Source organism: Novosphingobium sp. YAF33 (assembly GCF_052113265.1).
Taxonomy (GTDB): domain Bacteria; phylum Pseudomonadota; class Alphaproteobacteria; order Sphingomonadales; family Sphingomonadaceae; genus Novosphingobium.
This window is the reverse complement of sequence record NZ_JBFRCW010000005.1, coordinates 98,716-120,047: the sequence shown is the minus strand read 5'-3', so window position 1 is coordinate 120,047 and position 21,332 is coordinate 98,716. Positions and strand designations below refer to the sequence as shown.

17 protein-coding genes are annotated in these 21,332 nt (G+C 66.4%); 12 read left to right on the top strand and 5 right to left on the bottom strand.

Annotation, left to right across the window (positions count from 1 at the left end):
- Positions 1 to 78: 78 nt before the first annotated feature.
- The gene (locus AB4Z00_RS11655; RefSeq protein WP_442046053.1) at positions 79 to 990 is read right to left on the bottom strand and encodes a LysR family transcriptional regulator; all 912 of its coding nucleotides are present in this window, start codon (positions 988 to 990) and stop codon (positions 79 to 81) included.
- Between the two features lie 109 nt (positions 991 to 1,099).
- Between AB4Z00_RS11655 and AB4Z00_RS11650 the strand changes: the two genes are divergently transcribed.
- The 7 genes from AB4Z00_RS11650 (at position 1,100) to AB4Z00_RS11620 (ending at position 8,141) form a co-directional block, all read left to right on the top strand.
- On the top strand, positions 1,100 to 1,909 hold the full coding sequence (locus tag AB4Z00_RS11650; RefSeq protein WP_442046052.1) for an SDR family NAD(P)-dependent oxidoreductase: 810 nt from the start codon (positions 1,100 to 1,102) through the stop codon (positions 1,907 to 1,909).
- 10 nt (positions 1,910 to 1,919) lie between these two features.
- Positions 1,920 to 2,444 (top strand): nuclear transport factor 2 family protein, encoded by a 525-nt coding sequence (locus AB4Z00_RS11645; RefSeq protein ID WP_442046051.1) that lies wholly within the window; start codon positions 1,920 to 1,922, stop codon positions 2,442 to 2,444.
- A gap of 18 nt (positions 2,445 to 2,462) precedes the next feature.
- Complete coding sequence (locus AB4Z00_RS11640) at positions 2,463 to 3,503, top strand: alcohol dehydrogenase catalytic domain-containing protein (RefSeq protein WP_442046050.1); 1,041 nt, start codon at positions 2,463 to 2,465, stop codon at positions 3,501 to 3,503.
- A 302-nt stretch (positions 3,504 to 3,805) separates the two neighbouring features.
- Positions 3,806 to 4,321 (top strand): hypothetical protein, encoded by a 516-nt coding sequence (locus AB4Z00_RS11635; protein WP_442046049.1) that lies wholly within the window; start codon positions 3,806 to 3,808, stop codon positions 4,319 to 4,321.
- A gap of 88 nt (positions 4,322 to 4,409) precedes the next feature.
- Positions 4,410 to 4,904, top strand: a complete 495-nt coding sequence (locus AB4Z00_RS11630) for a hypothetical protein (protein WP_134094314.1) — start codon at positions 4,410 to 4,412, stop codon at positions 4,902 to 4,904.
- Between the two features lie 10 nt (positions 4,905 to 4,914).
- Positions 4,915 to 7,419 carry a TcfC E-set like domain-containing protein gene (locus AB4Z00_RS11625; protein ID WP_442046048.1) on the top strand — a complete coding sequence of 835 codons (2,505 nt, stop codon included), beginning with the start codon at positions 4,915 to 4,917 and terminating at the stop codon, positions 7,417 to 7,419.
- Positions 7,416 to 8,141, top strand: coding sequence for a fimbrial biogenesis chaperone (locus AB4Z00_RS11620; protein WP_442046047.1), 726 nt, complete (start codon positions 7,416 to 7,418; stop codon positions 8,139 to 8,141). Before AB4Z00_RS11625 ends, AB4Z00_RS11620 begins: the two co-directional genes overlap by 4 nt.
- 103 nt (positions 8,142 to 8,244) lie before the next feature.
- Here the strand turns inward: AB4Z00_RS11620 and AB4Z00_RS11615 are convergent, their stop codons facing one another.
- Both AB4Z00_RS11615 and AB4Z00_RS11610 read right to left on the bottom strand, forming a co-directional pair.
- Positions 8,245 to 10,938, bottom strand: a complete 2,694-nt coding sequence (locus AB4Z00_RS11615) for a TonB-dependent receptor domain-containing protein (protein ID WP_442046046.1) — start codon at positions 10,936 to 10,938, stop codon at positions 8,245 to 8,247.
- 76 nt (positions 10,939 to 11,014) lie between these two features.
- Positions 11,015 to 12,649 carry a serine hydrolase domain-containing protein gene (locus AB4Z00_RS11610; RefSeq protein WP_442046045.1) on the bottom strand — a complete coding sequence of 545 codons (1,635 nt, stop codon included), beginning with the start codon at positions 12,647 to 12,649 and terminating at the stop codon, positions 11,015 to 11,017.
- Between the two features lie 258 nt (positions 12,650 to 12,907).
- On the opposite strand from AB4Z00_RS11610, the gene AB4Z00_RS11605 reads away from it, so the two are divergent.
- From AB4Z00_RS11605 to AB4Z00_RS11595, 3 genes are all read left to right on the top strand, one after another.
- Positions 12,908 to 13,573 (top strand): response regulator transcription factor, encoded by a 666-nt coding sequence (locus AB4Z00_RS11605; protein WP_442046044.1) that lies wholly within the window; start codon positions 12,908 to 12,910, stop codon positions 13,571 to 13,573.
- A gap of 31 nt (positions 13,574 to 13,604) precedes the next feature.
- A complete protein-coding gene (locus AB4Z00_RS11600; RefSeq protein ID WP_442046043.1) occupies positions 13,605 to 15,113 on the top strand; it encodes an ATP-binding protein in 1,509 nt (502 codons plus the stop codon).
- A gap of 99 nt (positions 15,114 to 15,212) precedes the next feature.
- Positions 15,213 to 16,628: a CapA family protein gene (locus AB4Z00_RS11595; RefSeq protein WP_442046042.1), complete on the top strand. Its 1,416-nt coding sequence runs from the start codon at positions 15,213 to 15,215 to the stop codon at positions 16,626 to 16,628.
- 70 nt (positions 16,629 to 16,698) lie between these two features.
- On the opposite strand, the gene AB4Z00_RS11590 is transcribed toward AB4Z00_RS11595, so the two are convergent.
- Positions 16,699 to 17,601 carry an alpha/beta hydrolase gene (locus AB4Z00_RS11590; RefSeq protein ID WP_243841015.1) on the bottom strand — a complete coding sequence of 301 codons (903 nt, stop codon included), beginning with the start codon at positions 17,599 to 17,601 and terminating at the stop codon, positions 16,699 to 16,701.
- A gap of 293 nt (positions 17,602 to 17,894) precedes the next feature.
- Here AB4Z00_RS11590 and AB4Z00_RS11585 point away from each other — a divergent pair, with 293 nt between their 5' ends.
- Both AB4Z00_RS11585 and AB4Z00_RS11580 read left to right on the top strand, forming a co-directional pair.
- On the top strand, positions 17,895 to 18,683 hold the full coding sequence (locus tag AB4Z00_RS11585; protein WP_442046041.1) for an alpha/beta fold hydrolase: 789 nt from the start codon (positions 17,895 to 17,897) through the stop codon (positions 18,681 to 18,683).
- A complete protein-coding gene (locus tag AB4Z00_RS11580; protein ID WP_442046040.1) occupies positions 18,680 to 19,834 on the top strand; it encodes an ATP-binding protein in 1,155 nt (384 codons plus the stop codon). The genes AB4Z00_RS11585 and AB4Z00_RS11580 overlap by 4 nt, the downstream gene beginning before the upstream one ends.
- A 15-nt stretch (positions 19,835 to 19,849) precedes the next feature.
- Here the strand turns inward: AB4Z00_RS11580 and AB4Z00_RS11575 are convergent, their stop codons facing one another.
- Positions 19,850 to 21,274 (bottom strand): nucleoside hydrolase-like domain-containing protein, encoded by a 1,425-nt coding sequence (locus AB4Z00_RS11575; RefSeq protein ID WP_442046039.1) that lies wholly within the window; start codon positions 21,272 to 21,274, stop codon positions 19,850 to 19,852.
- Positions 21,275 to 21,332: the final 58 nt, after the last annotated feature.

Sequence of the window (21,332 nt, the reverse complement as noted above, 5' to 3'; positions counted from 1 at the left end):
ACCGCGCGGTGACGGGGCGACAATCTCGCGCCCCTCGTCTCGGTGAGCATCCATACGGGGAAAGCTGCAGGCCTTGCCCTAAACCAGCGCCAGCTTCTCGCGCAGGATTCGGGCAATGGCGGCATCGATCATCGCGCGCTTGCTGCCGAAGATCTGGCTGTCCTTGCGGGTGCAGAGCGAAATCCTCAGCGTGAACAGGGGATCGTCGATCCGTTGCACGCGCATATTCCCGTCCTGCGCGCCGATGTAGGCCAGCGGCAGCAGGGCGTGGCCCATTCCGGAAAGCGCCAGATCCTTGATAAGCCGGGTGCAGTCCGCCTCGAACGCGATCCGGGGCTGCACGCGCGTTCGCATCGCGGCATCGTCTATGGCCGGGCGCATGCCCATATGGTGGGAAGGCACGATCAGGGGGAACGCGAAGGCCGCATCCGGGCTCAGAAGCGTGTCCGGCGCCTGCGACCCGAGTTCGGAGGCCGCGCTTGCGCCGAACAGGCAGAACGGCAGATCGGCCAGCGGATCGACCACCAATTGCTCGCTCTGGGAGGGCTGCTCCAGCACGGCCAGGTCGATCATCCCGCGCCGAAGCCAATCCTCCAGGCTGCCCGTCGGCCCTTCGCTCAGTCGGAAACGGACTCTCGAGAAAGTCGCGTGAAGTTCCTCGGCCAGCGGCCGCGCAATCAGATCGGCGATCCCCGGCGTCAGGCCGAGCGCCACGTTGCCGTCGATCTGCGAAGGGAGCGCGCGCATGTTCTGGATGGCCAGCTCCAGTTCGCGCAGCGGCCCGGCAACGGCGGTTCGCAGCTGCGCGCCCTCGCTCGTCAGGCGCATGCCGCGCGGCGTTCTGGCGAACAGCGCGACGCCCAGTTCCTCCTCAAGCAAGCGCATCTGCCTGCTCAGGGCCGATTGCGCGATATTGAGAACCCCTGCCGCGCGGGTCAGCGAGGCATCTTCGGCGACCCGCACGAAGTAGCTCAGGCGGCGCATTTCCATATGACGACCTATCTCATTCTGCGATGACAGGAGCACGTAAATTGAAATGGATGCATGGGTACAGCCATTTTATGTCCCCATGAAACAACACGAGGGGGAGCGGCCTGCCATGGCATTTACCGAGAAGTACGGCCCTTGGGCGCTGATCGCCGGTGCATCCGAAGGAACCGGCGCGGCTTTCGCCCGCGAACTGGCGGCGCGCGGTCTCAACCTGGTGCTGATCGCCCGAAGGCGCGCCCCGCTTGACGCGCTTGCCCATGAATTGGCGGCGACGCACGGCATCGAATGCACCGCCGAAACGATCGATCTGGCTTCCGACAGTGCCGCCGAACAGCTCAAGACTGTCAGCGCAGGACGGGAAATCGGCCTGTTCGTCAGCAATGCCGGTGCCGATCCCAACAGTTCCAGCTTTCTCTCGAACGATCCGCAGGCCTGGCTCGATCTCGTGAAGCGCAATGTCGTGACGACGATGCTGGCCTGCCATCATTTCGCAGGGGCGATGAGGACCCGAAAGCGCGGAGGGATCATCCTGGTCGGCTCCGGGGCCTGCTACGGCGGTGCACGGGGGCTTGGTGTCTATTCCGGCACGAAAGCGTTCGACTTGTGCTTCGGGGAGGGCCTCTGGGCCGAACTGCGCGGGCACGGCGTCGATGTGCTGAACCTCTTGCTCGGCCGCACCGATACGCCGGAACTGCGGCGCCTGCTGGAGAGCCGCGGCGCGCCCATCCCCGTCGGCCTCGCCTCGCCCGAAGACGTCGCGCGGGTGGGGCTCGAGCGCTTGCCCCATGGCCCCGTCCATAACTGGGGGCTGGCCGATGACGAGCAGGGCTACGCGCCCCAATCGGCGGCAGCGCGGCGCGAGCGCATCTTGATGGTCGAAAAGGCCATGGCGGACATGGCCGGGAGCACGCGAAATTGAGGTATTCGGCATGACGGGGCGAGATGACCTCCAGGCCCGCGACATTCAGGCCCTTCTGGACAAGCAGGCCATCACCGAGCAGATCCATCGCTATTGCCGGGCCGTCGACCGGCTCGACATTCCGCTCGGGCATTCGGTCTGGCACGAGGATGCGACGGCCGAGTACGGCGGCGGCTATCACAGCGGGCGCGGGCGGGATGTGATCGACAGGATCTGCGCCGATCACCGCAAACTGCTACGCCATTCGCACCAGATCGCGAACATCCTGATCGAACTGCGCGGCGACACCGCCGGCAGCGAGTCCTACGTCACCGCCACGCTTCAAGGCCTGCGCGGAGAGACGCCGTTCCAGATCACGACCTGCTCCCGCTACGTCGACCGCTGGTCGCGCCGCGATGGCCACTGGGCGCTGGATCACCGCATGGCCATTCGCGATTTCGACGAGATGCGCGACATAGGCGGCCTCTCCGCCGACCCGCTGTCCCGGCGCGATGCAAACGATCCTTCCTACGCGGTGCTCCGCGCGCAATCCTGATCCGAAAGGCCCCGTCCCATGCGAGCCGCTTACATCCAGAACGGCCTGGTCCGCCTTGGCGACATGCCCGACCCCATCCCCGGCAAAGGCCAGGCCCTGGTGCGAACGCATAGCTGCGGAATGTGTGCGTCCGACGCGCACTTCCTCCACGCCGGCGAGACGATCATCGCCCTGTCCCGGTCGCACGGCGGGCCTTACGCCGGTCTCGATTTCGCGCGGCCCTTCGTGCCCGGGCACGAATATGTCGGCGAAGTCATCGATTACGGTCCCGGCAGTGCGTGCAAGGTGAAGCCCGGGCGCAAGGTCACCTCCATCCCGATCATGCGGCAGTCGGGCGCCCATGCCATCGTCGGCTTCAGCCACGACTGCCCGGGCGGTTTCGGAGAATACATGCTCCTCGATGAGGACATGATGCTGGAAGTGCCGTCGGACCTGGACGACGATCTTGCGGCCCTCACCGAACCGCTCGCCGTGGGGTTGGAGCATGCGCGGCGCGGGCGGCCGACGAAGGACGATGTCGTCCTGGTGCTGGGCTGCGGGGCGATCGGCCTGGGCGTCATCGCCGGGCTGGAGCTTCTGGGCATCGCGCCCGTCGTTGCCGCCGACTTCCATCAGGATCGCCGCGACCTTGCCATCGCCATGGGCGCGGAAATCGCCGTCGATCCGCGCGAGATCTCTCCTTATGCGCCGCTGCCGGATCTTGGCGGCTGGCGCGTGAACCTCGTCTACGAGAACGTGGGCATGCCGGGCATGCTGCAGCAGATCATCTCTTCGGTCGGGTTCGATGCGCGCATCGTCATGGGCGGCTACTGCATGGAGCCGGAACAGCTGCTGGTCTTCGCGGCCCAGAACAAGCGGCTCAACATCCAGTTCGCAGGGGGTGAGGAGCCGCAGGACATGCAGCTTGCCCTGCGCGCGATCGCCGATGGGCGCATCGATGTGCGTCCCTGGCTTGGAGAACGGATCGGCATCGCCGGAGTGGCGCAGGCCATGGCGGACATGTCCGGCCCATCGGCACCGATCCGCACCATCGTCGATCCGCGCCTTACGCCGGGTTGACGAGCCACAATCGCAGCCGTCCCGCGTGGGCTCGCGGCACCCCCGCCAGATCATCGAATGAACAGATTTTCGTCATTATTAATGATGGAACTGGATCGGTGCAAAATTACAGCCGGTCTGACATCCAATATATTCGGGATCTCTATGGCACTGAACGAATTTATTGAGTTAGATAGGTGGTCTTCAACGACCGCAATCGAAGTCATATTGGATCATATCCATCTTCGGTGGTCCTGATAGGATTGAAGGCCATGAATGTGATTAACAACAATCGCTTGCGCCGTTCCTTAATGATCTTTGCCATGATGGGCTCTATTCTTCCTGTCGCCTCGGCCCATGCGGCAACGCAGGGCGCGCTGGGAACGACATCCACCGGCACCGTCACCATCAACGCCACCATCGCGGGGCTGGTGCAGATCTCGAACCTGACCGACATCACATTCAGCGCGCTGACGGGTGCCGCCGACGCGCAGCAGACCGAAAACGTCTGCGTGTGGAGCAATACTTCCAGCAAGAGCTATACGATCAGGGCCACCGGCAATGGCACGACTGGCGCCTTCACACTCGCCAGCGGCACTAACGCGCCCGTGCCCTACACCGTCGCCTGGGCCAATTCGGCAAGCGCGACTTCGGGCACCGGGCTGACGACCAATGTCACGTCCGCCGCCTTCACCAGCACGGCGGTCACCCCGCTCTGCGCCGCCGGCGCCAGCCCGACCGCGAAGCTCTTCGTGACCATCCTTGCCACCGACCAGAACTCCATGATCGCGAATGCGGCTTACACCGGCGTACTGACCCTGCTGGTGACGCCGCAGTAAGGCGCGCTCACCAGGGCCTGCCGCTTCGGCACATCGGGTCCCGCCCGATGCGGAAGCGGCAGCGGCCTCTCCAAGGGAAGGACCGTTCATGGCTTCGTCGATGGGGCGGGCGGCAGGCTGCGCTCTTGCGCTGACCGGCCTGCTCCTGCCTGTCTCCCAGGTGCAGGCGCAGCAATTCCAGATCAATGCGCTGAGCGATGTCTCCTTCGGCACGCTTTCGTCCCTGACGGCCAGCCAGACGAGATCGCAGACGGTGTGCGTCTATGCCAGCCTGTCGCGATATACGATCAGGGCCACCGGATCGGGCGCGAGCAATGCCTTCACGCTGGCAAATACCGCCAATGGCGCGGCGCTGCTGGCCTATACCGTGCAATGGTCCTTTTCCGGCGGGCAGACGAGCGGCATGGCCATGACATCCGGCCAGCCCCTCACCTCGCCCAACGGGATCAACATTCTCTGTTCGCTGGGCGGCCTGCTGGCGAGCAGCGCCAGTCTCATCGTCTCCCTGCCCGCCGCCAGTCTGAGTGCCGCCCAGGCCGGAACCTATACCGGAACGCTGACGCTCATGGTGTCGCCGAACTGACCGGCGGGGCATGGCGCGGGCACGCTTTCTCGTCGCTCTGGGCGGCATGGCCATCACCGGCGCAGGAGCGATCGCAAGCCCGGCCGCGGCCGCCCCCGCCCTCAAGGTGGACGCGCCGCCCGGCTTCGAGGACCTGACCGGTCCGCAGCAGGTGGTGCTCGATGTCTACATGGGCGGCGTGCGGATAGGCGAGGCCGTGGCGGTCGTGCAGCCCGGCCATTTCCGCTTCGTGGACGCGCAGAAGCTGGTAGAGAGCCTGCCCGACATCAGCGATCGCCCCCGGCTGACGGCCGCCCTTGGCGCGCCCGACCTCGATCCCCATCCCGAGGCGATCTGCCCGGTGGAGAGTTCCAGCCCCTGCCCCCGGCCCAAGCCGGACGTCGTTGCCATCGTCTTCGATCCCGCGCGCTACCGGGTGGATATCATCGTCGCCCCGCGCTTCCTCTCGGTTCAGGCGGCAGTGCGGATGCAGAACCTGCCGCCTCCCGCCGACACGCCCGCGCTGGTCAACTTCATCTCGGGAACCATCACCGGCGCGCGCGGGCAAGCGGCCGAGTATTACCTTCAGGACACCGCCGTCATCGGGATCGGCACGGGCCGCATCCGCGCCAGTTTCCAGCAGGCGAGCTATTCCGGGTTCCAGACCGACACGCTGGCCGGCGAACTCGACCGTCCCGGACTGCGCTATACCGCGGGCGCCTTCTGGATTCCGGGAGACACCCTGCTGGACCGCGTCAAGATGGTCGGCCTCGGCCTCGCCACGCAGTTCAACACCAGGCTGGATCGCGACCAATTGATGGGCAGCCCGCTGATCCTGTTCCTCGATCAGCGCGCGCGGGTGGATATTCTGGTGAACGGGCGCATCATGGCATCGCAGATGTACGATGCGGGGAACCAGGCCCTCGATACGTCCGCACTGCCGGAAGGCTCTTACACGGTGATCCTGCGGATTACCTCGGCTTCGGGCGCGACGCGCGACGAGCAGCGCTTCTTCTCGCGCAGCAGCACCTTGCCGATGACGGGGCATGACGCGTTCTTCCTTTATGCGGGCGCGCTGGTGCGCAACAACCGGGGCCTGATCGGAGACATCACCCATACGCCGCTGCTCCAGGGAGGCTGGGCGCGGCGCATCTCGCCCGCTCTGGCCGTCAACCTGGCCGTGATCGGCACTGACAAGCGCCAATGGGGCGCGGCGGGCGCCACGGTGCTCCAGGGCGACTGGCAACTGGACGCTTCGGTCCATGTCTCGAACAGCGGCGGCCTGGGGCTCTACGGCCACATTTCGCGCACAAGCGCGGGGCGGCTCAGTCTCGACCTCGACGCCCGCCATATCGCGAACCCGGGCGGAGGGCCGCTGCTGGCGACCACTGACCTGGTCCTGCCGGCACCGGGCGGCCTTGAATATGCCCCTTATTCGGGCGCCTACACCCAGTTCAGCGGCGCGGTGGGCTATCGCATCGGGCAGGGGCGACTGTCCCTTGTCGGCACCTACCGCCGGCAGGAGGCCAGCCGCGACTATTCGCTGGGCCCGGCCCTCTATCTCCCGCTGAAGCGCTGGCGCTCGGCATCGCTCGATTTCAACGGGAACTACACCTTCACGAGCCTGGGGCGGCAGGCCTACGTCGGGTTGAACCTGATCGTCACCCGCCCCCGCACCAGCTACACGGTGACCGGCGCCGGCCAGGTCGGTCCGGGCAACGAGGGGCTGCGCGACGGGCTACAGGGCGGCATCAACGTCTCGCGCCGGTTCGACGACGTGGCGGGTGCGGAAGTCCAGGCCGACGGCGGCGTGCAGCACGCCAACGGCCTTACTTACGCCCAGGCGCAAGTCCAGGCGCGCAGCGATGTGGGCGGGGGCAACGTCAATCTGGTCCAGCCTTTCTCCGGCGGCGCAACCCAGTACGCCGCATCGCTGAACACCGCGCTGGTCGTGGGCCAGGGCGGCGTCCGCTTCAACGAAGGCAGGAACGGCGATGCCATGGTGGTCGTCCACATCGACGACGGCGATGCCGACGCCTTCTTCGAGGTGCTGGTGGACAACCGGGTGATGGGAACCGCGCGAGGCGGCAAGGACCTCACCGTGACCCTGCCCTCCTATCGTGCCTATGCCGTGCGCGTTCGTGCCAAGGGCCAGGTTCTCAGCGATTACGACGCGAAGGCGCGGCAAGTGAGCCTCTACCCCGGCAATGTCGTTCAACTCGTCTGGCGCGCAAGGCCGGTCGCGGCAGTGTTCGGGCGACTGGTGCGCGCCGACGGCCAGCCGATCGTCCAGGCCGAGATCGCCGCCGGCGGCGACCTGGCCCAAAGCGACGAGCGGGGCCATTTCCTTATCCAGACCAGCCGGGGCGCGACCCTGATCGTCCGCAGCCGCGACGGCTCGGTCTGCAAGGTCGCCCTGGACGCCCTCGATCCCGTCGACGGCTATGCCGCCGTCGGCGACCTCATCTGCCAGCCGGTCGCGCGGCTGGCCGCCGATTCCGATTCTCCGCCCAGCCAAACCAAGGTCGAACCATGATGATGCCTGCTCCCAGCCTTTCGCAACCGCAGTTGCTGCGCCGCATCGCGATCCGGGCCGCCCTGCCCCTTGCCGCCATGGCCGGCGCGGTTCCCGCAGAGGCGGGCATCGCCTTGAGCAAGGTGATCGTGGATCTGCCCGCCGACACCCCGCCGCGCGACGACATCGAAGTGAGCAACGACAGCAACGAGCGCCAATATGTCCTGGCCGAGCCTGCCGTGATCCAGGCTCCGGGCACGCCCCAGGAAAAGCGCGTGGATTCCGCCGACCCCGCCGTGACGGGCCTGCTGGTCACGCCGCAGAAACTGGTGCTGGAGCCCGGCGAGCGCAAGCTGGTGCGGGTAGCGCTGGTGGCGCCGCGCGGCAGCGACGAGCGGGTCTATCGCCTGGCGATCAAGCCGGTGGCCGGATCGATATCGGCAGAACAGAGCGCCCTGAAGGTCTTCATCGGCTACGACGTGCTGATTATCGTCCGCCCGGCAGTGGCCACCGGCAAAGTCACGGCCACGCGAACGGCCAGGGCGATCACGTTCCACAATGGCTCGAATGCCAGCGTGGAAATGTCCGAAGGCAGGCAATGCGACGCGGCGGGCAGGAACTGCGCATCGCTGCCAGCCATGCGCCTCTACGCGAACGCCGACTGGACCGTCCCCATAGAACGCGACACCCCGGTGGAATACCGGCTCCAGACCGGCAAATCGTCGACGACCGACAAGTTCTGAACCACCGCGGCCGTTCTGCCCGCGGCGGCGGCTGTCGGCCTTTGGCGGATACGGAAATGGCGGCCCCGAGGGACCGCCATTCCTTGCGCTTCGTCCGGTTGGCTCAGAAGCGAACCTTGGCGCCCATCGTGAAGTAGCGGCCGATGGTGTCGTAGTGGATCGCGCCGTACGTGGTCAGCGGCGGATCGCGGTCGAACAGGTTGTTGACGTTGGCGAAGATCGTGAACTTGTCGACGTTCACTTGCGCGCCAAGATCCACGTAGACGCGGGCCGAAATGTCGTTGTTGGCGATGTCCAGCGCATGGTTGAACTTGCCGCCGCCGACATAGCGCACGCGGGTGTCGAGCGAGAAGGTATCGCTCGTATACGTGACGATGCCGCTGGCGCGCCAGTGCGGCGTGCCGAAGCTGACGTTGTCGCCCACGTCACCCGCGCGGTCCACGGTGGTGGTGCCATCGTTGATGAGCACCTTGGGCACGTAAGTCGCCAGGCCGCGCAGGCGCAGGTTGCCGCCCAGGTTGGAGGCGATCGTGCTCATCGGGAACTGGTACGTGGCCTCGATGTCCACGCCCTTGGTCTTGTACTCCGCCAGGTTGATGTAGGTCGTGTAGATCGTGGTCGGCGCACCGGAGCTGTCGCGCACGATCTGGCTGCAGAGCGAGGTGTTGCCGTTGTTGCATCCCGTGACGATGTCCTGCGCGCCCAGCGAGGTGATCGCATCGCGCAGCTTGATGTCGTAGTAATCGACCGAGAGGTTGAAGCCGCGCAGGAAGGTGGGCGTGAACACCGCGCCCAGGGTCAGCGTGCTGCCGATCTCGGGCTTCAGGTTCGCATTGCCGCCGCCGAAGCGAGTGACCGAATAGGTGTTGCCGTTCTCCGCCACGGTCGAGAAGCTGGTCGTGGTGGTGGTGAACAGTTCGCTGAGGCTGCCCGAACGGATGTCGCGCGAACGCGAGACGCGCAGCAGCAGGTTGTCGAAGATGCGGTCGGTCAGGCCCAGCTTCCACGACCAGATGCCGCCGCTGGTGCTGTAGTGGCTGTAGCGGGCGGCGCCGTTGACGTCGATCTTGCTGAAAGGCTTGTCGAGCAGCGGCACGGCCACTTCGCCGAAGGCTTCCTGCACATTGAACCCGCCATTGAGCGGCGAGAAGTTGAAGCGGCTGAAGCCCTTGGCGGCCGAGACGGCGTCAAGGCCGCTGGTCACCTGTTCCTCCCAGCGTGCCTCGGCGCCGACCGCGATCGAGACCGGGCCTGCCCAGGTCGAGAACGGATCGCCGCGCAGGCTGGCGCCGGTCGTGTCCAGCTTGATGGTGTAGACGGCGCGCGCATCGTTGCCGAACACATAGTCGACCGCCGCCTGGCTGGCAGTGCCGGTGCCCAGGATGTTGAGCGGGGCGCAGGCGGTGGTGGGATCGGTCAGCGCCACGCGGCAGACGATGTTGCCGCTGGAATCGGTCACCGCGTCCAGCGCATTGGTCAGGTTCGCGCCGGTGATCTGGTTGTGGTAGCTCTGCATGTTGCGCATTTCGCCGTGGCTGTAATAGGCGCTGTAGCGCCACTTGCCGTCGGCGAAGCTGCCGTCCACGCCGATCGCGCCTTCCACGTTCTGGCGGTAGTAGTCGAAAGTGCGGTAGCCGTAGTCCTCGAACACGCGGCCGACCTTCAGGCTGGTTTCGCCGGCGGCGGCAAGCTGGCTGCGGATCGTGTCCGACACGTAGGGATTGCTGGCCGAGATCGTGTAAGTGCCGCTTTCCGCGTAGAACGGATAGCTGGCCCATATCCGGCTGTAGCTGCCGTCTGCCCAGAACGTCGCGTCGCCCACTTCGAAGCTGGCGCGGGCGTAGGAATTCACGCGCTGGTAGGGGTTGGTGAGGGCGTATTCGTCATTGGTGGCAACGCCTTCGCCGCCGACCATGGTGGTGCCGCTGATCTGGCTGCCATACTGGAAGGCGCGCAAGCTGCCGTCCGCATTGAAGGTCTGGCCCTTGAGCGTGCCCGAAGTGATCAGGCCGCCAAGGCTGGTGTTGGAGGCGTTGACGTCGCGCACCAGGACATAGTCGTGATCGCCGCCAACCGGCGAAAACAGGTTCGAGCTGCCGACGTTCTTGCGCGAATTGCGGTCGAGGATGCCTTCGTCGTTCTGGTATTCGGCGCCGAACATGAAGTGGCCGCGGCCGTCCGCGAACTTGGTGCCGAACGTGCCGTCGAAGCTGTAGCGATAGCCGTCGCCGCGCGTGGAAATGCCGTTCTGCGCGCCGATGGTCAGGCCCTCAAGCTCGTCGTCGAGGATGATGTTGACCACGCCGCCGATGGCGCCCGAACCCCATGCCGCCGACGCGCCGCCGGTGACGACGTCCACGCGCTTCACCAGGCCCTGCGGAATGGTGTTGAGGTCGGCCGCGCCGGTGAAGCGGCGGTTGTTGAGCAAGGTCAGCGTGCGGGTCACGCCCAGGCCGCGAAGGTCCATGGCAGAAGCGCTGGAATTGGTGTTGGCCACCGTGCTGGCAGGCGTCTGCGTGGCGCGAAACTGCGGAAGGTCGTTCAGCACTTGTGCCAGGCTGGGCCGGGCGCCCAGGCGCAGCTCGGTTTCGCCGACGACCGTGGTGGGCGTCGGCGCGTCGAAGCCCTTGCGGTCGATGCGCGATCCCGAGACGACGATGTCGGGGCCGCTCTGTTCGGCGGCGCCGACGGGCGCGGTATCCTGCGCCATTGCCGGCTGGGCAAAGGCCATGGTCAGGCCGAGGGCGGCGGTGCCGCCGCTTAGCAACTGGCGAAACTTCCGGTTGGTATCACGCATTTTCTTGGACCCCTTTTTGAGATTATCCGGCCGCCCCTGAGCGGCTTCTTTTTTGGTGAGTTTTCTGGGAACGGGCTCAGCCGTCGGTGCGGCGGAACTCGACATCGTAGGCACGGCTTTCGCCGAAGCGCAGGCTGGTGACCTTGCCGCCGGCATCGCGCCTGAACTTGACGGTCATGGATGAGGACTGCGGCAGCGCGTCGCCGGTGAAGACATCGGCATAAGCCGCGGTCAGCGGACGGCCCGACCAGCGCGGGCCGTCATAGACCAGCGTATCGCCCTGCTGGCGGAAAGTCAGGCAGCCGCCGGTATCGACGCCGCAGAAACGGCCTGCGTAGTCCTTGGGATCGAAGGCGGAGACCTGCTCTACCTTGCGGTAGGCGATGCGCTCGCCCTCCCGGTTTTCGCGCACGAGGCCGCTCTTCGAGAAAGCAAACACATCCTCGCGCAGGGCCCAGCGGCCGGGGCCTACCGGCTCCAGCGCGCGGCCGTCGGCCGTGAGCTGGCCTTGCGCATCGGCGGCGAAGCGAACCGGGAAGCCGGTCATGCCGTCGGCATAGAGCCCGGTCGGCAGCGCGCCCTTCGGCGTGTAGGGCCTGGACTTGAAAGCGGGCAGGAAGACGTCCGCGACATCGCGGCCCAGCGTCGGCGTATCAGCATTGCCGCCGTTGCACAGCAGCGAGACAGCCAGCTTCTGCCTGGGATAACGGGCCATCCACGCGCGGTAGCCGCCGGTCGAGCCGGAGTGGCTGACTTCCTGCTCGCCGTGATGGTCGAGGTTCACGACGGCCAGGGCATAGGCGATGCGGGTTCCGTCGTTCAGCCGGGTCGGCTGCTGCATGGCCTCTGTGAAGCCCGGACCGAAGCGGTCGTCATCCAGCGCGGCCTGCCACTTGACCAGATCGTCCACCGTCGTGAGCAAGCCGCCGTTGCCGTAGGCGTCCTCGATCACCTGGTCGTTGCGATAGACGCCGTTCTCGAATTCGTAGGCGCCGGTGCGGCCGGGGACCACTTCGCCATGGTCGTCGCGCCAGCGGGTGTGGCTCATGCCCAACGGCACGAAAATGCGGTCGTGCGTGAAGTCCGCCAGCGACTGGCCGCTGACGCGCTGGACGATGATGGCCAGCAGGTTGAAGTTGCTGTTGCTGTAGAGGTAGTGCGCGCCGGGGGCGAAGTTCAGCTGCTTCTGGCGGACCAGAATGTCCAGCATGTCCTTGTTGTCCGCCGTGCGGCTGTTGCGCGGCCAGCCTTCGATCGCGGCGACGGAACCCCAGTCGCGCAGGCCGCTGGTGTGGTGCAGCAAGTGGCGGATGGTGATCGGCGCGCCGTAGTCCGGCATTTCGGGAACGTACTTGCGGATGTCGTCGTCAAGCGAGAGCTTGCCCTCGCGCGCCAGCATCAGCGTGGCAGCGGCGGTGAACTGCTTGGAATCCGATCCCGCCTCATAGATGGAATCCTGCTTTGCCGGGACGCCGAGTTCCAGGCTGGCCATGCCGTAGACGCGCTGGGCAAGGATCTCGCTGCCGCGCGATACGGCAACCGCGCAGCCCGGCGTATCCTGATGCGCCCAGCGTGCGAAGATCGCGTCGACTTGCGCGATCTGGGCTTCGGTGGCCGCAGCGGGCGTGACCGGCGCAGGCGCCGCGTAAGCCGCGCCGGCCATTCCAATCGCAGTCATCGCGCCGGCAATCGGCGTCAGGCTCAACTTCATGTCGCAAGATCCCTTTTCGATCCCGCAACCCGCGCTCCAGGGCCGATCGACCTCCGGCGCAGGCGGTATTGCGTTCGATAGGGGCGCTAGACGGTCTCGCTGTCACGAACCTGACATGTGCGCCCAGCGTCAAGCTTTTGTGCAATCATTTGCAAGAACATGTCGCAAAGGCTTGGCATTTGTTATGCGTAGAGCCATGCATGGCGAAATTTCACATCCTTGGGGGAGGGAAACGGGTCGCTGTTCGGGGATTTTTTGATGCGTTTGCTGCTGGTTGAAGATGATGAGAGGCTGGCGCGCGGCGTCGCAGCCTCGCTGGAGGCTGCGGGCTTTTCGGTGGACCGGCTCGAAAATGGCGAGGATGCGCTGCAGATGGCCGGCGCAGAGCCCTATGCGGCGATCATCCTCGACCTCGGCCTGCCCGACCTCGACGGTCTGGACGTGCTCTCGCGCCTGCGCGCGCGGGGCGAGATGACGCCGATCATCATTCTCACCGCCCGCGACATGGTGGACGATCGCATCAACGGCCTGGACCGCGGCGCGGACGACTACATGGCCAAGCCCTTCGACCCGCGCGAACTCGAATCGCGGATCCGGGCGCTGGTCCGGCGCAGTCAGGGCACGCCCGATCCGGTGCTCCGCATCGGTACGCTGGTGTTCGACCGGTCCAGCCGCACCGTCTCCCTCGACGACAGCGTGATCGACTTGCGCCGCCGCGAACTGGCCGTGCTGGAAACGCTGATGGGCCGCCCCGGGAAGGTCATCCCCAAGGAACGCCTTTCCGCCCAGGTCTTCGCCTTCGACGATGCGGTTACGCCCAATGCGCTGGAGGTCTACGTCGGCCGCCTTCGCCGCAAGCTCCAGCCCTCCGGCCCGGCGATCCGGACCGTGCGCGGGCTGGGCTACATGATCGAAGCGGCCTGAACCGCCGCCAGACGCACCGACGCCAGACCCCATGCTTCACGTTCGTTCCCCCCGCGCGCCCTCCCTTCGGGTGCGCCTGACCGGCGCGGTCATGCTGCCGCTCGCCGCGCTCGTGCTGTTCTTCGGCGTGGTGACAGTGCTGGTCACGCACAATACCGAGGCCGATACGGTCGACCGCGTGCTGGTCGGCTCGGTCCGCACGCTCAGTCTGGCTTACGACAGTCCGCCGCAGGACCGCGTGCGGCTGGTCCCCCTGGCGATCCACCTGCTCAAGCGCCGTGCCCGGCCGGTGGTGCATTACAGCGTCTATCGCGGCGCCAGGGCGATCGCGGGTGACGCCGCCCTGCTGCCGCCCGCGGACTATGCGCGCCAGTGGAACGGCGTGACCGATGCGCATGCCCCCGCCACCTTCTACAATGCCTACCGCGAGCACCGGCTGGTGCGGGGCTACCTGGAGCCGGCCGACGCGCAGGCCGTCACGCAGGCGGCTTATCTGCGCGACGGGACGCTGCGCGGAAAGCCGGTGCGGATCGCCACCGAGATCCGCCGCGCCGCGGGCGACGACGGCCTGATCGCCATCCAGATCGCGGACTATGTGGACGACCGCGCCGCCTTCGAGAAGAACTTCACCTTGCGCGTCTTCCTCGTGGGCCTTGCCGCGCTCGCCGTGACGGGGCTGCTGTTCTGGTGGGCGATCCACTGGGGCCTGCGCCCCCTGCTGGATATGACGCGGCAAGTCGAGCAGGCCCGGCAGGACGCATCGCCCTCCTTCCGGCTGCAGGCGTCGCAGACGGCGCCGGTGGAGATGCGGCCCTTCGTTGCCGCGTTCAACGGCTTGATGGCGCGGCTGGACCGGGCGGCGGATTCGCTGCGCCAGTTCACGTCGAACGCCTCTCACCAGATGCGCACCCCGCTTGCCGTCGCGCGCGTGCAGCTGGACGTGCTCGACCGCTACGGCCCGGAATCGCCGCAAGGGCAAGCCGCGCTTCAGGACATTCCCTATGCGATAGATTCACTGGAGCAATTGCTGCGCCAACTCATCGCGCTTGCCCGCAGCGAGGATCAGGAAGGTACGCTGCTCGAACCCTTCGACTTGTCGGAGGTGACGTCGTCGGTCACCGCGGATCGAGCCGCGTTGGCGCCGGCCAATATCGACATCAGCTATGAGGACGAGAGCGACGGCGCCGTCACCGCCATCGGCGAGCCGCGCCTGGCTGCCGAACTGATCGGCAACCTGCTGGACAATGCGATTCGCTACAACCGGCCGGGCGGCGCGGTTTCGGTCCATCTCGGCCGGCGCGGGGAAAATGCCTTCGTCGAGATCGACGATACCGGGCCGGGCATTCCCGCCGAAGAACGCGAACGGGTATGGGAACGCTTCTACCGCGTGCGGGGGCAGAGCCAGGCCTCCGGCACGGGCCTCGGCCTGCCGATCGCCCGGGCCCTGGCCGAGCGGCTCGGCGCACGGGTGACGCTGGACGATGGCCGCACCGGGCAGGGCCTCTGTGCCAGAGTGGAATTTTCCGCCGCGGCGGCCTGACCCGGTTCCCGACTTTGCCGGCGCGACAGGTTCGTGTCAGCCCAAGGCGATAACCCGGAAGGCCAGCCATTATCGGGCCAGTCCAAGGGGAATTCCGTCATGCCTATCCGCCACCGCGCCTTCCGCGCCCTGCTTGTCGCGGGCGCCGCTGCCTTCGCCGCCGTCGCAATGCCTGCGTTCGCGGAGGAAGAAGAGGAAGGCGGCGCGCTGCCGGCCGTCACGACCGTCCCCAGCTCGCCCATCGCCGGCGACTTCACTTTCGCGGCCGTCGGCGATCTCATCTACTTGCGCCCGATGCTGGAGACGCTGGAGCGGCAGTCGCCCGACATGCTCCGCCTCCTGCGCAGCGCCGACGTGACTTTCGGCAATTTCGAGACGACCGCGCTCGACCTCAAGACGTTCAAGGGATCGCCGCAAGCCGAATCCGGCGGCACCTGGATGCTCGCGGACCCCAGAGTGCCGGGGGACGTGGCCGGCATGGGCATCGATATCGTCGGCCACGCCAACAACCATGCCACCGACTGGGGCGTGGAAGGCATGATCGACACGCTGGACCTGCTGGACAAGGCGCATGTCGTCCATGCCGGCACCGGCCGCTCGATGACCGCCGCGCGGGCGCCTGCCTACTTCGACGCCGGCCATGGCCGCATCGGCCTGGTTTCGGCGACCACCACGTTCACGCCGATGTCGCCAGCCTCCGATCCGCTGGGCCAGGTACCGGGACGCGGCGGCGCCAATACGATCCGCAGCACCGAAGTGGGGCTGGTGTCGCAGACCGACCTTGCCGTGATCGCCCGCCTGGCAGGAACGAAGGACGGTGCGCCGGTGAAGATGAAGGGCCGCGAATACCGCCTCGCCGCCGATGCCGTCTCGCCCATGAAGATCGAGTACGACCTCAACCCGAAGGACGTGGCCGGAAACCTGCTGGCGGTCCGGCAGGCCAAGGAGAACGGCAACTTCGCGGTGTTCTCCCTGCACAACCATGAACCCGGCAACGCCAGCAAGACACCTGCCGGGTTCGCGCAAGGGCTGGCTCATCAGGCGATCGATGCCGGCGCGGATGTCTATGTCGGCCACGGTCCGCACCAGCTTCGCGGGATCGAGATCTACAAGGGCAAGCCGATCTTCTACTCGCTCGGCAACTTTGCGATGATGAACAACTCGCTCGATGACGTGCCGGCCGACATGTACGACCAGTTCGGCGTCACCCCCGGCACCGTCACGACGCCCGAACTTCTGGCCGCGCGCAACGCCAAGGAATTCTCCGACCCCAACCTCTACGAGACGGTGATCGCCACTTCCCGCTACCACGACGGCCAGCTTGCCGAAGTGCGGCTCTACCCCGTCGACCTCGGCGTGAACGCCAGCGGCGCCGGGCGCGGTGTGCCGCACATGGCCGATGCGGCGACCGGCGCCCGCATCCTTGCCCGGCTGCAAACGCTCTCGCAGCCCTACGGCACGAAAATCGTCATCGAGCGCGGCGTCGGTGTAATCCGGGTCGGCGCCTCGAACTGATCCCCGCATCGCCGAGGCGGGCTCCATGCGCTCTCATGCGTCATGGGGCCGCCTCGGCGCAGTTGGTCTTTCATTTGGGCGTGAGAAAGCCCTGCATGGCCAGCCACGCGGTGAACTCATCCATCACCAGCGTCGTCGTGGTGTTCGGCTTGCCGAGCCCGAACCCGTGGCTGCCCTGCTGATAGCCGTGAATCTCGACGGGCCGCTTCGCCGCCTGCCATGCCTGGGCAATGGGGAAGCCCATTGCAGGAAACAGAGGATCGTCCAGGGCGATCGCATCGAACAGGGGCGGTGCATCTGCGGGCACCTCGATCCTGGCCTGCGGGCCATAGATGTACCCGAAGAACGCCGGACGTTCACCCACCCTGGCGGCGAGCACGGTCTGCAGCGAAGTCATGGCGCCGGCCGAAAATCCGATCATGCCCACCCTTGCAGGATCGACGCGCCACTTGGCGGCATTGTCCCGCACCATCTTCAGCGCGGCGAGGCCGTCCTCGGTGGCCTTGGGATTGCCGAGCACGGGCATCTTCGCAGGGTCCGGCATCCCCTCGCTCATCTTCTTCCAGACATATCTGCCGGCCTCCTGCTCATCCTTCGGCGTCGGCAGCAGCCGATACTTGAGGACGAATGCGGCGATGCCGCGATCGGCAAGAGCCTTGGCAACGTCCCAGCCCTCGTGGGACATGGAGAGCGCCATGAATGCACCGCCCGGAGCGACGATCACGGCAGCCCCCGTCGCCTTGGCCGGATCGGGAAGCACGGGGGTGAGCGTCGGCCGCGTGACATTGCGGACCGAATAGTCCTTCCCGAAATAGCGGGCCCAGACTTCGGTGCCGGTCGAACCCGGGGTCTTGGCGCCGTAGAGCGGGATGGCGCCCGGCTCTGCCGGTGCCTGGGCCGGTGCGGGGGCGGGATAATCCGCCGGCTGCGCATGAAGACCCTGCGAAACCAGCATGCTGACGGCCGCGAGCATGCGAAAAGCGTTCCTTGCCGGCATCGGCCTCTCTCCCCTCTGTTCTGTCTTGCCGTTTGGATGACATGCACCGCAGACAGGGTCAAATAGCCAGATTTTGCGATGCCATAGCCCCTTTCTATAGGGGCGCCGCGCGCCCCTCGCGCGCTTCGTCCAGCCATCGCCCGCCTGCCGGGACGCGGCGAATTCCTACGTTGCGAGCAGGCGCCTGGCAGGCACCGATGCCCCCCGCCCCGCCAAAGGCCAGCGATTATCGATGGATCGACCCGAAAACTTGTCCTAGGAAGACGGCTATGTCGCAAGTGTTCGATCGCCAGAATGCCAGGATCAGCGGTTCGGGCGCCAGGACCATGCTTTTCGCCCATGGGTTCGGCTGCGACCAGAACATGTGGCGCTTCGTCGCCCCCGCCTTCGAAGACGATTACCGTGTGCTCCTGTTCGACCATATCGGCTTCGGCGGCTCCGACCTTTCGGCCTATGACCAGCGGCACCGCGAGCTTTCGGGCTATGCGGACGATGTGATCGCGCTGGCGCGCGCGGCCGGTGTCGAGAACGGCATCTTCGTCGGCCATTCGGTCAGCGCGATGATCGGCATCATCGCGGCCCAGCGCGCGCCTGAACTGTTCGATACCCTGGTCCTGGTCGGTCCTTCGCCGCGGTACATCGATGACGGCGATTACGTCGGCGGGTTCGCCGAGCACCAGATCGCCGAATTGCTGGAATTTCTCGACAGCAACCATCTCGGATGGTCGCAGGCGATGGCCCCCACGATCATGGGCAATCCCGACCGGCCGGAACTGGGGCAGGAGCTTACCGACAGTTTCTGCCGCACCGATCCGGCCATCGCGAAGCAGTTCGCCCGCACGACCTTCCTGTCCGACAATCGCGAAGACCTTGCGAATGTGAAGGCCCGAACGCTGATCCTGCAATGCCGCGACGACGTGATCGCGCCCTTGAGCGTGGGCGAATTCGTCCATGACGCGATTCCCGGCAGCGAACTCGTCATCCTCGAAGCCACGGGGCATTGCCCGAACCTGAGCGCCCCTGAAGAGACGATCGCAGCGATCAAGAGCTTCCTTTGAGCGGAGAAGAACGAACCGCCATCGAGGATCAGGCCGGGCTGGACGATCTCGAAGACCTGTTCGAAAACGCCCCCTGCGGCTACATTTCCGCCGACAAGGACGGCCGTATCCTGCGGGCGAACAAGACATTGGCGGACTGGATCGGAACCGTGCCCTCGGCGCTGAAGGGCAAGCGTCTCTCCGATCTGCTGACGATGGGCGGCAAGATTTTCTACGAAACCCATTTCGCCCCGCTTCTGCGGATGCAGGGATCGTTCACCGAAGTCGCGCTGGACCTGGCCTGCGCGGGCGGAGATAAACTGCCCGTCCTCATCAATGCCGCCGAGCGCCGCGATGCCGACGGCAATCCCCTGTTCGTGCGGATCACGATCTCCAACGCCGTCGAGCGCCGCCGCTACGAACAGAACCTGCGCACGGCGCGGGCGGCGGCGGAAGCGGACGCGCGTGAAGAGAAAGCCGCCTCCGATCTTCGCGAGCAGTTCATCGCGGTTCTGGGTCACGATCTGCGCAACCCCCTCGCTTCGCTGACGAGCGGGCTGCGCATGCTCGAAAAAGAACCGATCAGCCCGCGCGGCCGCAAAGTCCTGGGCCTGATGGACGGCAGCATCTCGCGCGCATCGGCGCTGATCAACAACGTCATGGACTTCGCGAAGGCCCGGCTCGGGGACGGGATCGGCATCGTTCCCGACAAGGATACGGACATTTCACCGGTCCTCCACCAGGTCGTTGCCGAAATGCGGTCCATTGCCGGCCCGCGCGTGATCGAGGCCCTGATCGAGATCGACGCTCCCGTCGAGGCCGATCGCGGCCGCCTCGGCCAGCTGGTGTCGAACCTGCTCGGCAATGCGCTCACGCACGGCGCCGCGGATCGACCGGTTCGCCTCGGCGCGTTCACGCGGGACGGGATCTTCGAACTCTCGGTGGTGAACGGCGGCGATCCCATCCCGGCGGAAACCATGAGCCGCCTGTTCGAACCCTTCGTGCGCGGGCCCGGCAGATCCAGTCAGAGCGGCCTGGGCCTCGGCCTTCACATCGCGCTTGAAATCGCGCGGTCCCACGGCGGTGAACTCACGGCCGCGTCGGACGCCGCCGAAACCCGCTTCACTTTACGCATGCCCTGCCGCCAGCCGGCGAAACGCCTGGACCTCTGACAGGCGCCCGAGCCGTCAGCGCCGGGGGCTTACCGTAACGATCGCGCGCCGGTAGCTGGTGAGCGCGGGTGCCCCCTTGTCGCGGGCTTCGAGGATGACGTGGAAGCGGGTTGTCTCGCTCACGTCGGGCACCACGAAACGGGTTTCGGCAGGGTCTCCGCGTTGGAGTTCGACGCGGGGGTTACGGTTGACCGCCTCGGACTCGCGGTACTGCCACCAGCCATAGTCCACCGCATCGCCGTCGGGATCGCGCGATCCTGCCGCGGAAAGACGCACCGTCTCGCCGGGCCGGGCGGCAATCTCCACCGGCGCGGTCCCGCCGGCGCCGTTCAGCACGAGCGTGGGGGCATGGTTGGCGCCCTTGAATGCGGACTGCAGAGTCCACTGGATGCGCGCGGCGAAATCGTTCTGGAAAGCCTCGCGCCAGCGCCAGATCGTCGCCTTGTTGGTCTGCCGGGGCTTGCCGTCGATCCCGGTGACGAGATCGCTGGTGTCGGTCCAGATGCCGTCCCACTCGGAGACCTTGCCGTAGCGCCCGCCCCAGCTTCCATAATCGGGATGCTCGGGATCGCCGAGGCCGTTGGGGATCAGGTAGAGGAAGCTCGGCGTGTCTCCCTCCATGATGAATTCGTAGTTCGGATAAAGCGAACCCAGCGGGCCGATCTGCACGTTCTCGCGCAGCCATTCCTTCGAAACGGTCGTGAAGTCCGGGCCGTCGAAGTAGTACATCCGGTCGCCCGAGATGCCGCCCCAGGTCGACAGGTTGTAATGCCGGTGCGCGGTCAGGCTGACGATCCAGAACACATCCGGGAACTGCCGCCGCACCCAGGGCCCGGCGTCGTCCTGGTCGGAGATCGAGTAGACGCGCAGCCTGGCCGCGAGCCTGGCCACCTCGTCCGCCGGGCGCGTTTCGCGCAGCGACCACAGCGCCTGCGCCAGATCCACCGCCCCGCCCCAGACGCAGATCCACAGCGGCCGGGGATCGGGGCTTTCCAGCGCGGCGACGATAGCGCGCGAGCCTTCGGTGTCCTTGCCCGCACCCACGCCCGTCATGCCGTATTCGGGCCGTCCGGGCTTCACTTTCGCGCGAAGGTCCGCAGCGGAGGGCCAGCCTCTGGCGTGAGCACGCAAGTTGGGGAGAACGGCTTCGTAAGCGTCGATGCGCCGCAGGATCTGCTCGGGGTGGACCGAATCCTTGAGGTGCCGCGATGTGGAAGGGATCAGCGCCTCGACATCGAATTCATTGGTGTAGAGCAGGAACCGCACCATCGATTCCATGTCGTCCGGGTCCGATCCCACGTCGGTCAGGACGATCACGCGCGGCTTGGTGGCGGCGGTCTGCACGGCCGCCGCCGCCTCTGCCGGCGCTGTCCATCCCGGCGCCGTCCATCCCGGCAGGGCCAGTGCAAGCAGGGCCGGAGCCAGGCGCTTCATCAACATGCATGTTCCCCGGATGCGCGAAGGACCGGGAGCGACAGGCGCCCCCGGTCCACCACGG

Coding starts and splice junctions, on each gene's coding strand:
- AB4Z00_RS11655 (WP_442046053.1), bottom strand. CDS start 990: ATGGAAATGCGCCGCCTGAGCTACTTCGTGCGGGTCGCCGAAGATGCC.
- AB4Z00_RS11650 (WP_442046052.1), top strand. CDS start 1,100: ATGGCATTTACCGAGAAGTACGGCCCTTGGGCGCTGATCGCCGGTGCA.
- AB4Z00_RS11645 (WP_442046051.1), top strand. CDS start 1,920: ATGACGGGGCGAGATGACCTCCAGGCCCGCGACATTCAGGCCCTTCTG.
- AB4Z00_RS11640 (WP_442046050.1), top strand. CDS start 2,463: ATGCGAGCCGCTTACATCCAGAACGGCCTGGTCCGCCTTGGCGACATG.
- AB4Z00_RS11635 (WP_442046049.1), top strand. CDS start 3,806: ATGATGGGCTCTATTCTTCCTGTCGCCTCGGCCCATGCGGCAACGCAG.
- AB4Z00_RS11630 (WP_134094314.1), top strand. CDS start 4,410: ATGGCTTCGTCGATGGGGCGGGCGGCAGGCTGCGCTCTTGCGCTGACC.
- AB4Z00_RS11625 (WP_442046048.1), top strand. CDS start 4,915: ATGGCGCGGGCACGCTTTCTCGTCGCTCTGGGCGGCATGGCCATCACC.
- AB4Z00_RS11620 (WP_442046047.1), top strand. CDS start 7,416: ATGATGATGCCTGCTCCCAGCCTTTCGCAACCGCAGTTGCTGCGCCGC.
- AB4Z00_RS11615 (WP_442046046.1), bottom strand. CDS start 10,938: ATGCGTGATACCAACCGGAAGTTTCGCCAGTTGCTAAGCGGCGGCACC.
- AB4Z00_RS11610 (WP_442046045.1), bottom strand. CDS start 12,649: ATGAAGTTGAGCCTGACGCCGATTGCCGGCGCGATGACTGCGATTGGA.
- AB4Z00_RS11605 (WP_442046044.1), top strand. CDS start 12,908: ATGCGTTTGCTGCTGGTTGAAGATGATGAGAGGCTGGCGCGCGGCGTC.
- AB4Z00_RS11600 (WP_442046043.1), top strand. CDS start 13,605: ATGCTTCACGTTCGTTCCCCCCGCGCGCCCTCCCTTCGGGTGCGCCTG.
- AB4Z00_RS11595 (WP_442046042.1), top strand. CDS start 15,213: ATGCCTATCCGCCACCGCGCCTTCCGCGCCCTGCTTGTCGCGGGCGCC.
- AB4Z00_RS11590 (WP_243841015.1), bottom strand. CDS start 17,601: ATGCTCGCGGCCGTCAGCATGCTGGTTTCGCAGGGTCTTCATGCGCAG.
- AB4Z00_RS11585 (WP_442046041.1), top strand. CDS start 17,895: ATGTCGCAAGTGTTCGATCGCCAGAATGCCAGGATCAGCGGTTCGGGC.
- AB4Z00_RS11575 (WP_442046039.1), bottom strand. CDS start 21,274: ATGTTGATGAAGCGCCTGGCTCCGGCCCTGCTTGCACTGGCCCTGCCG.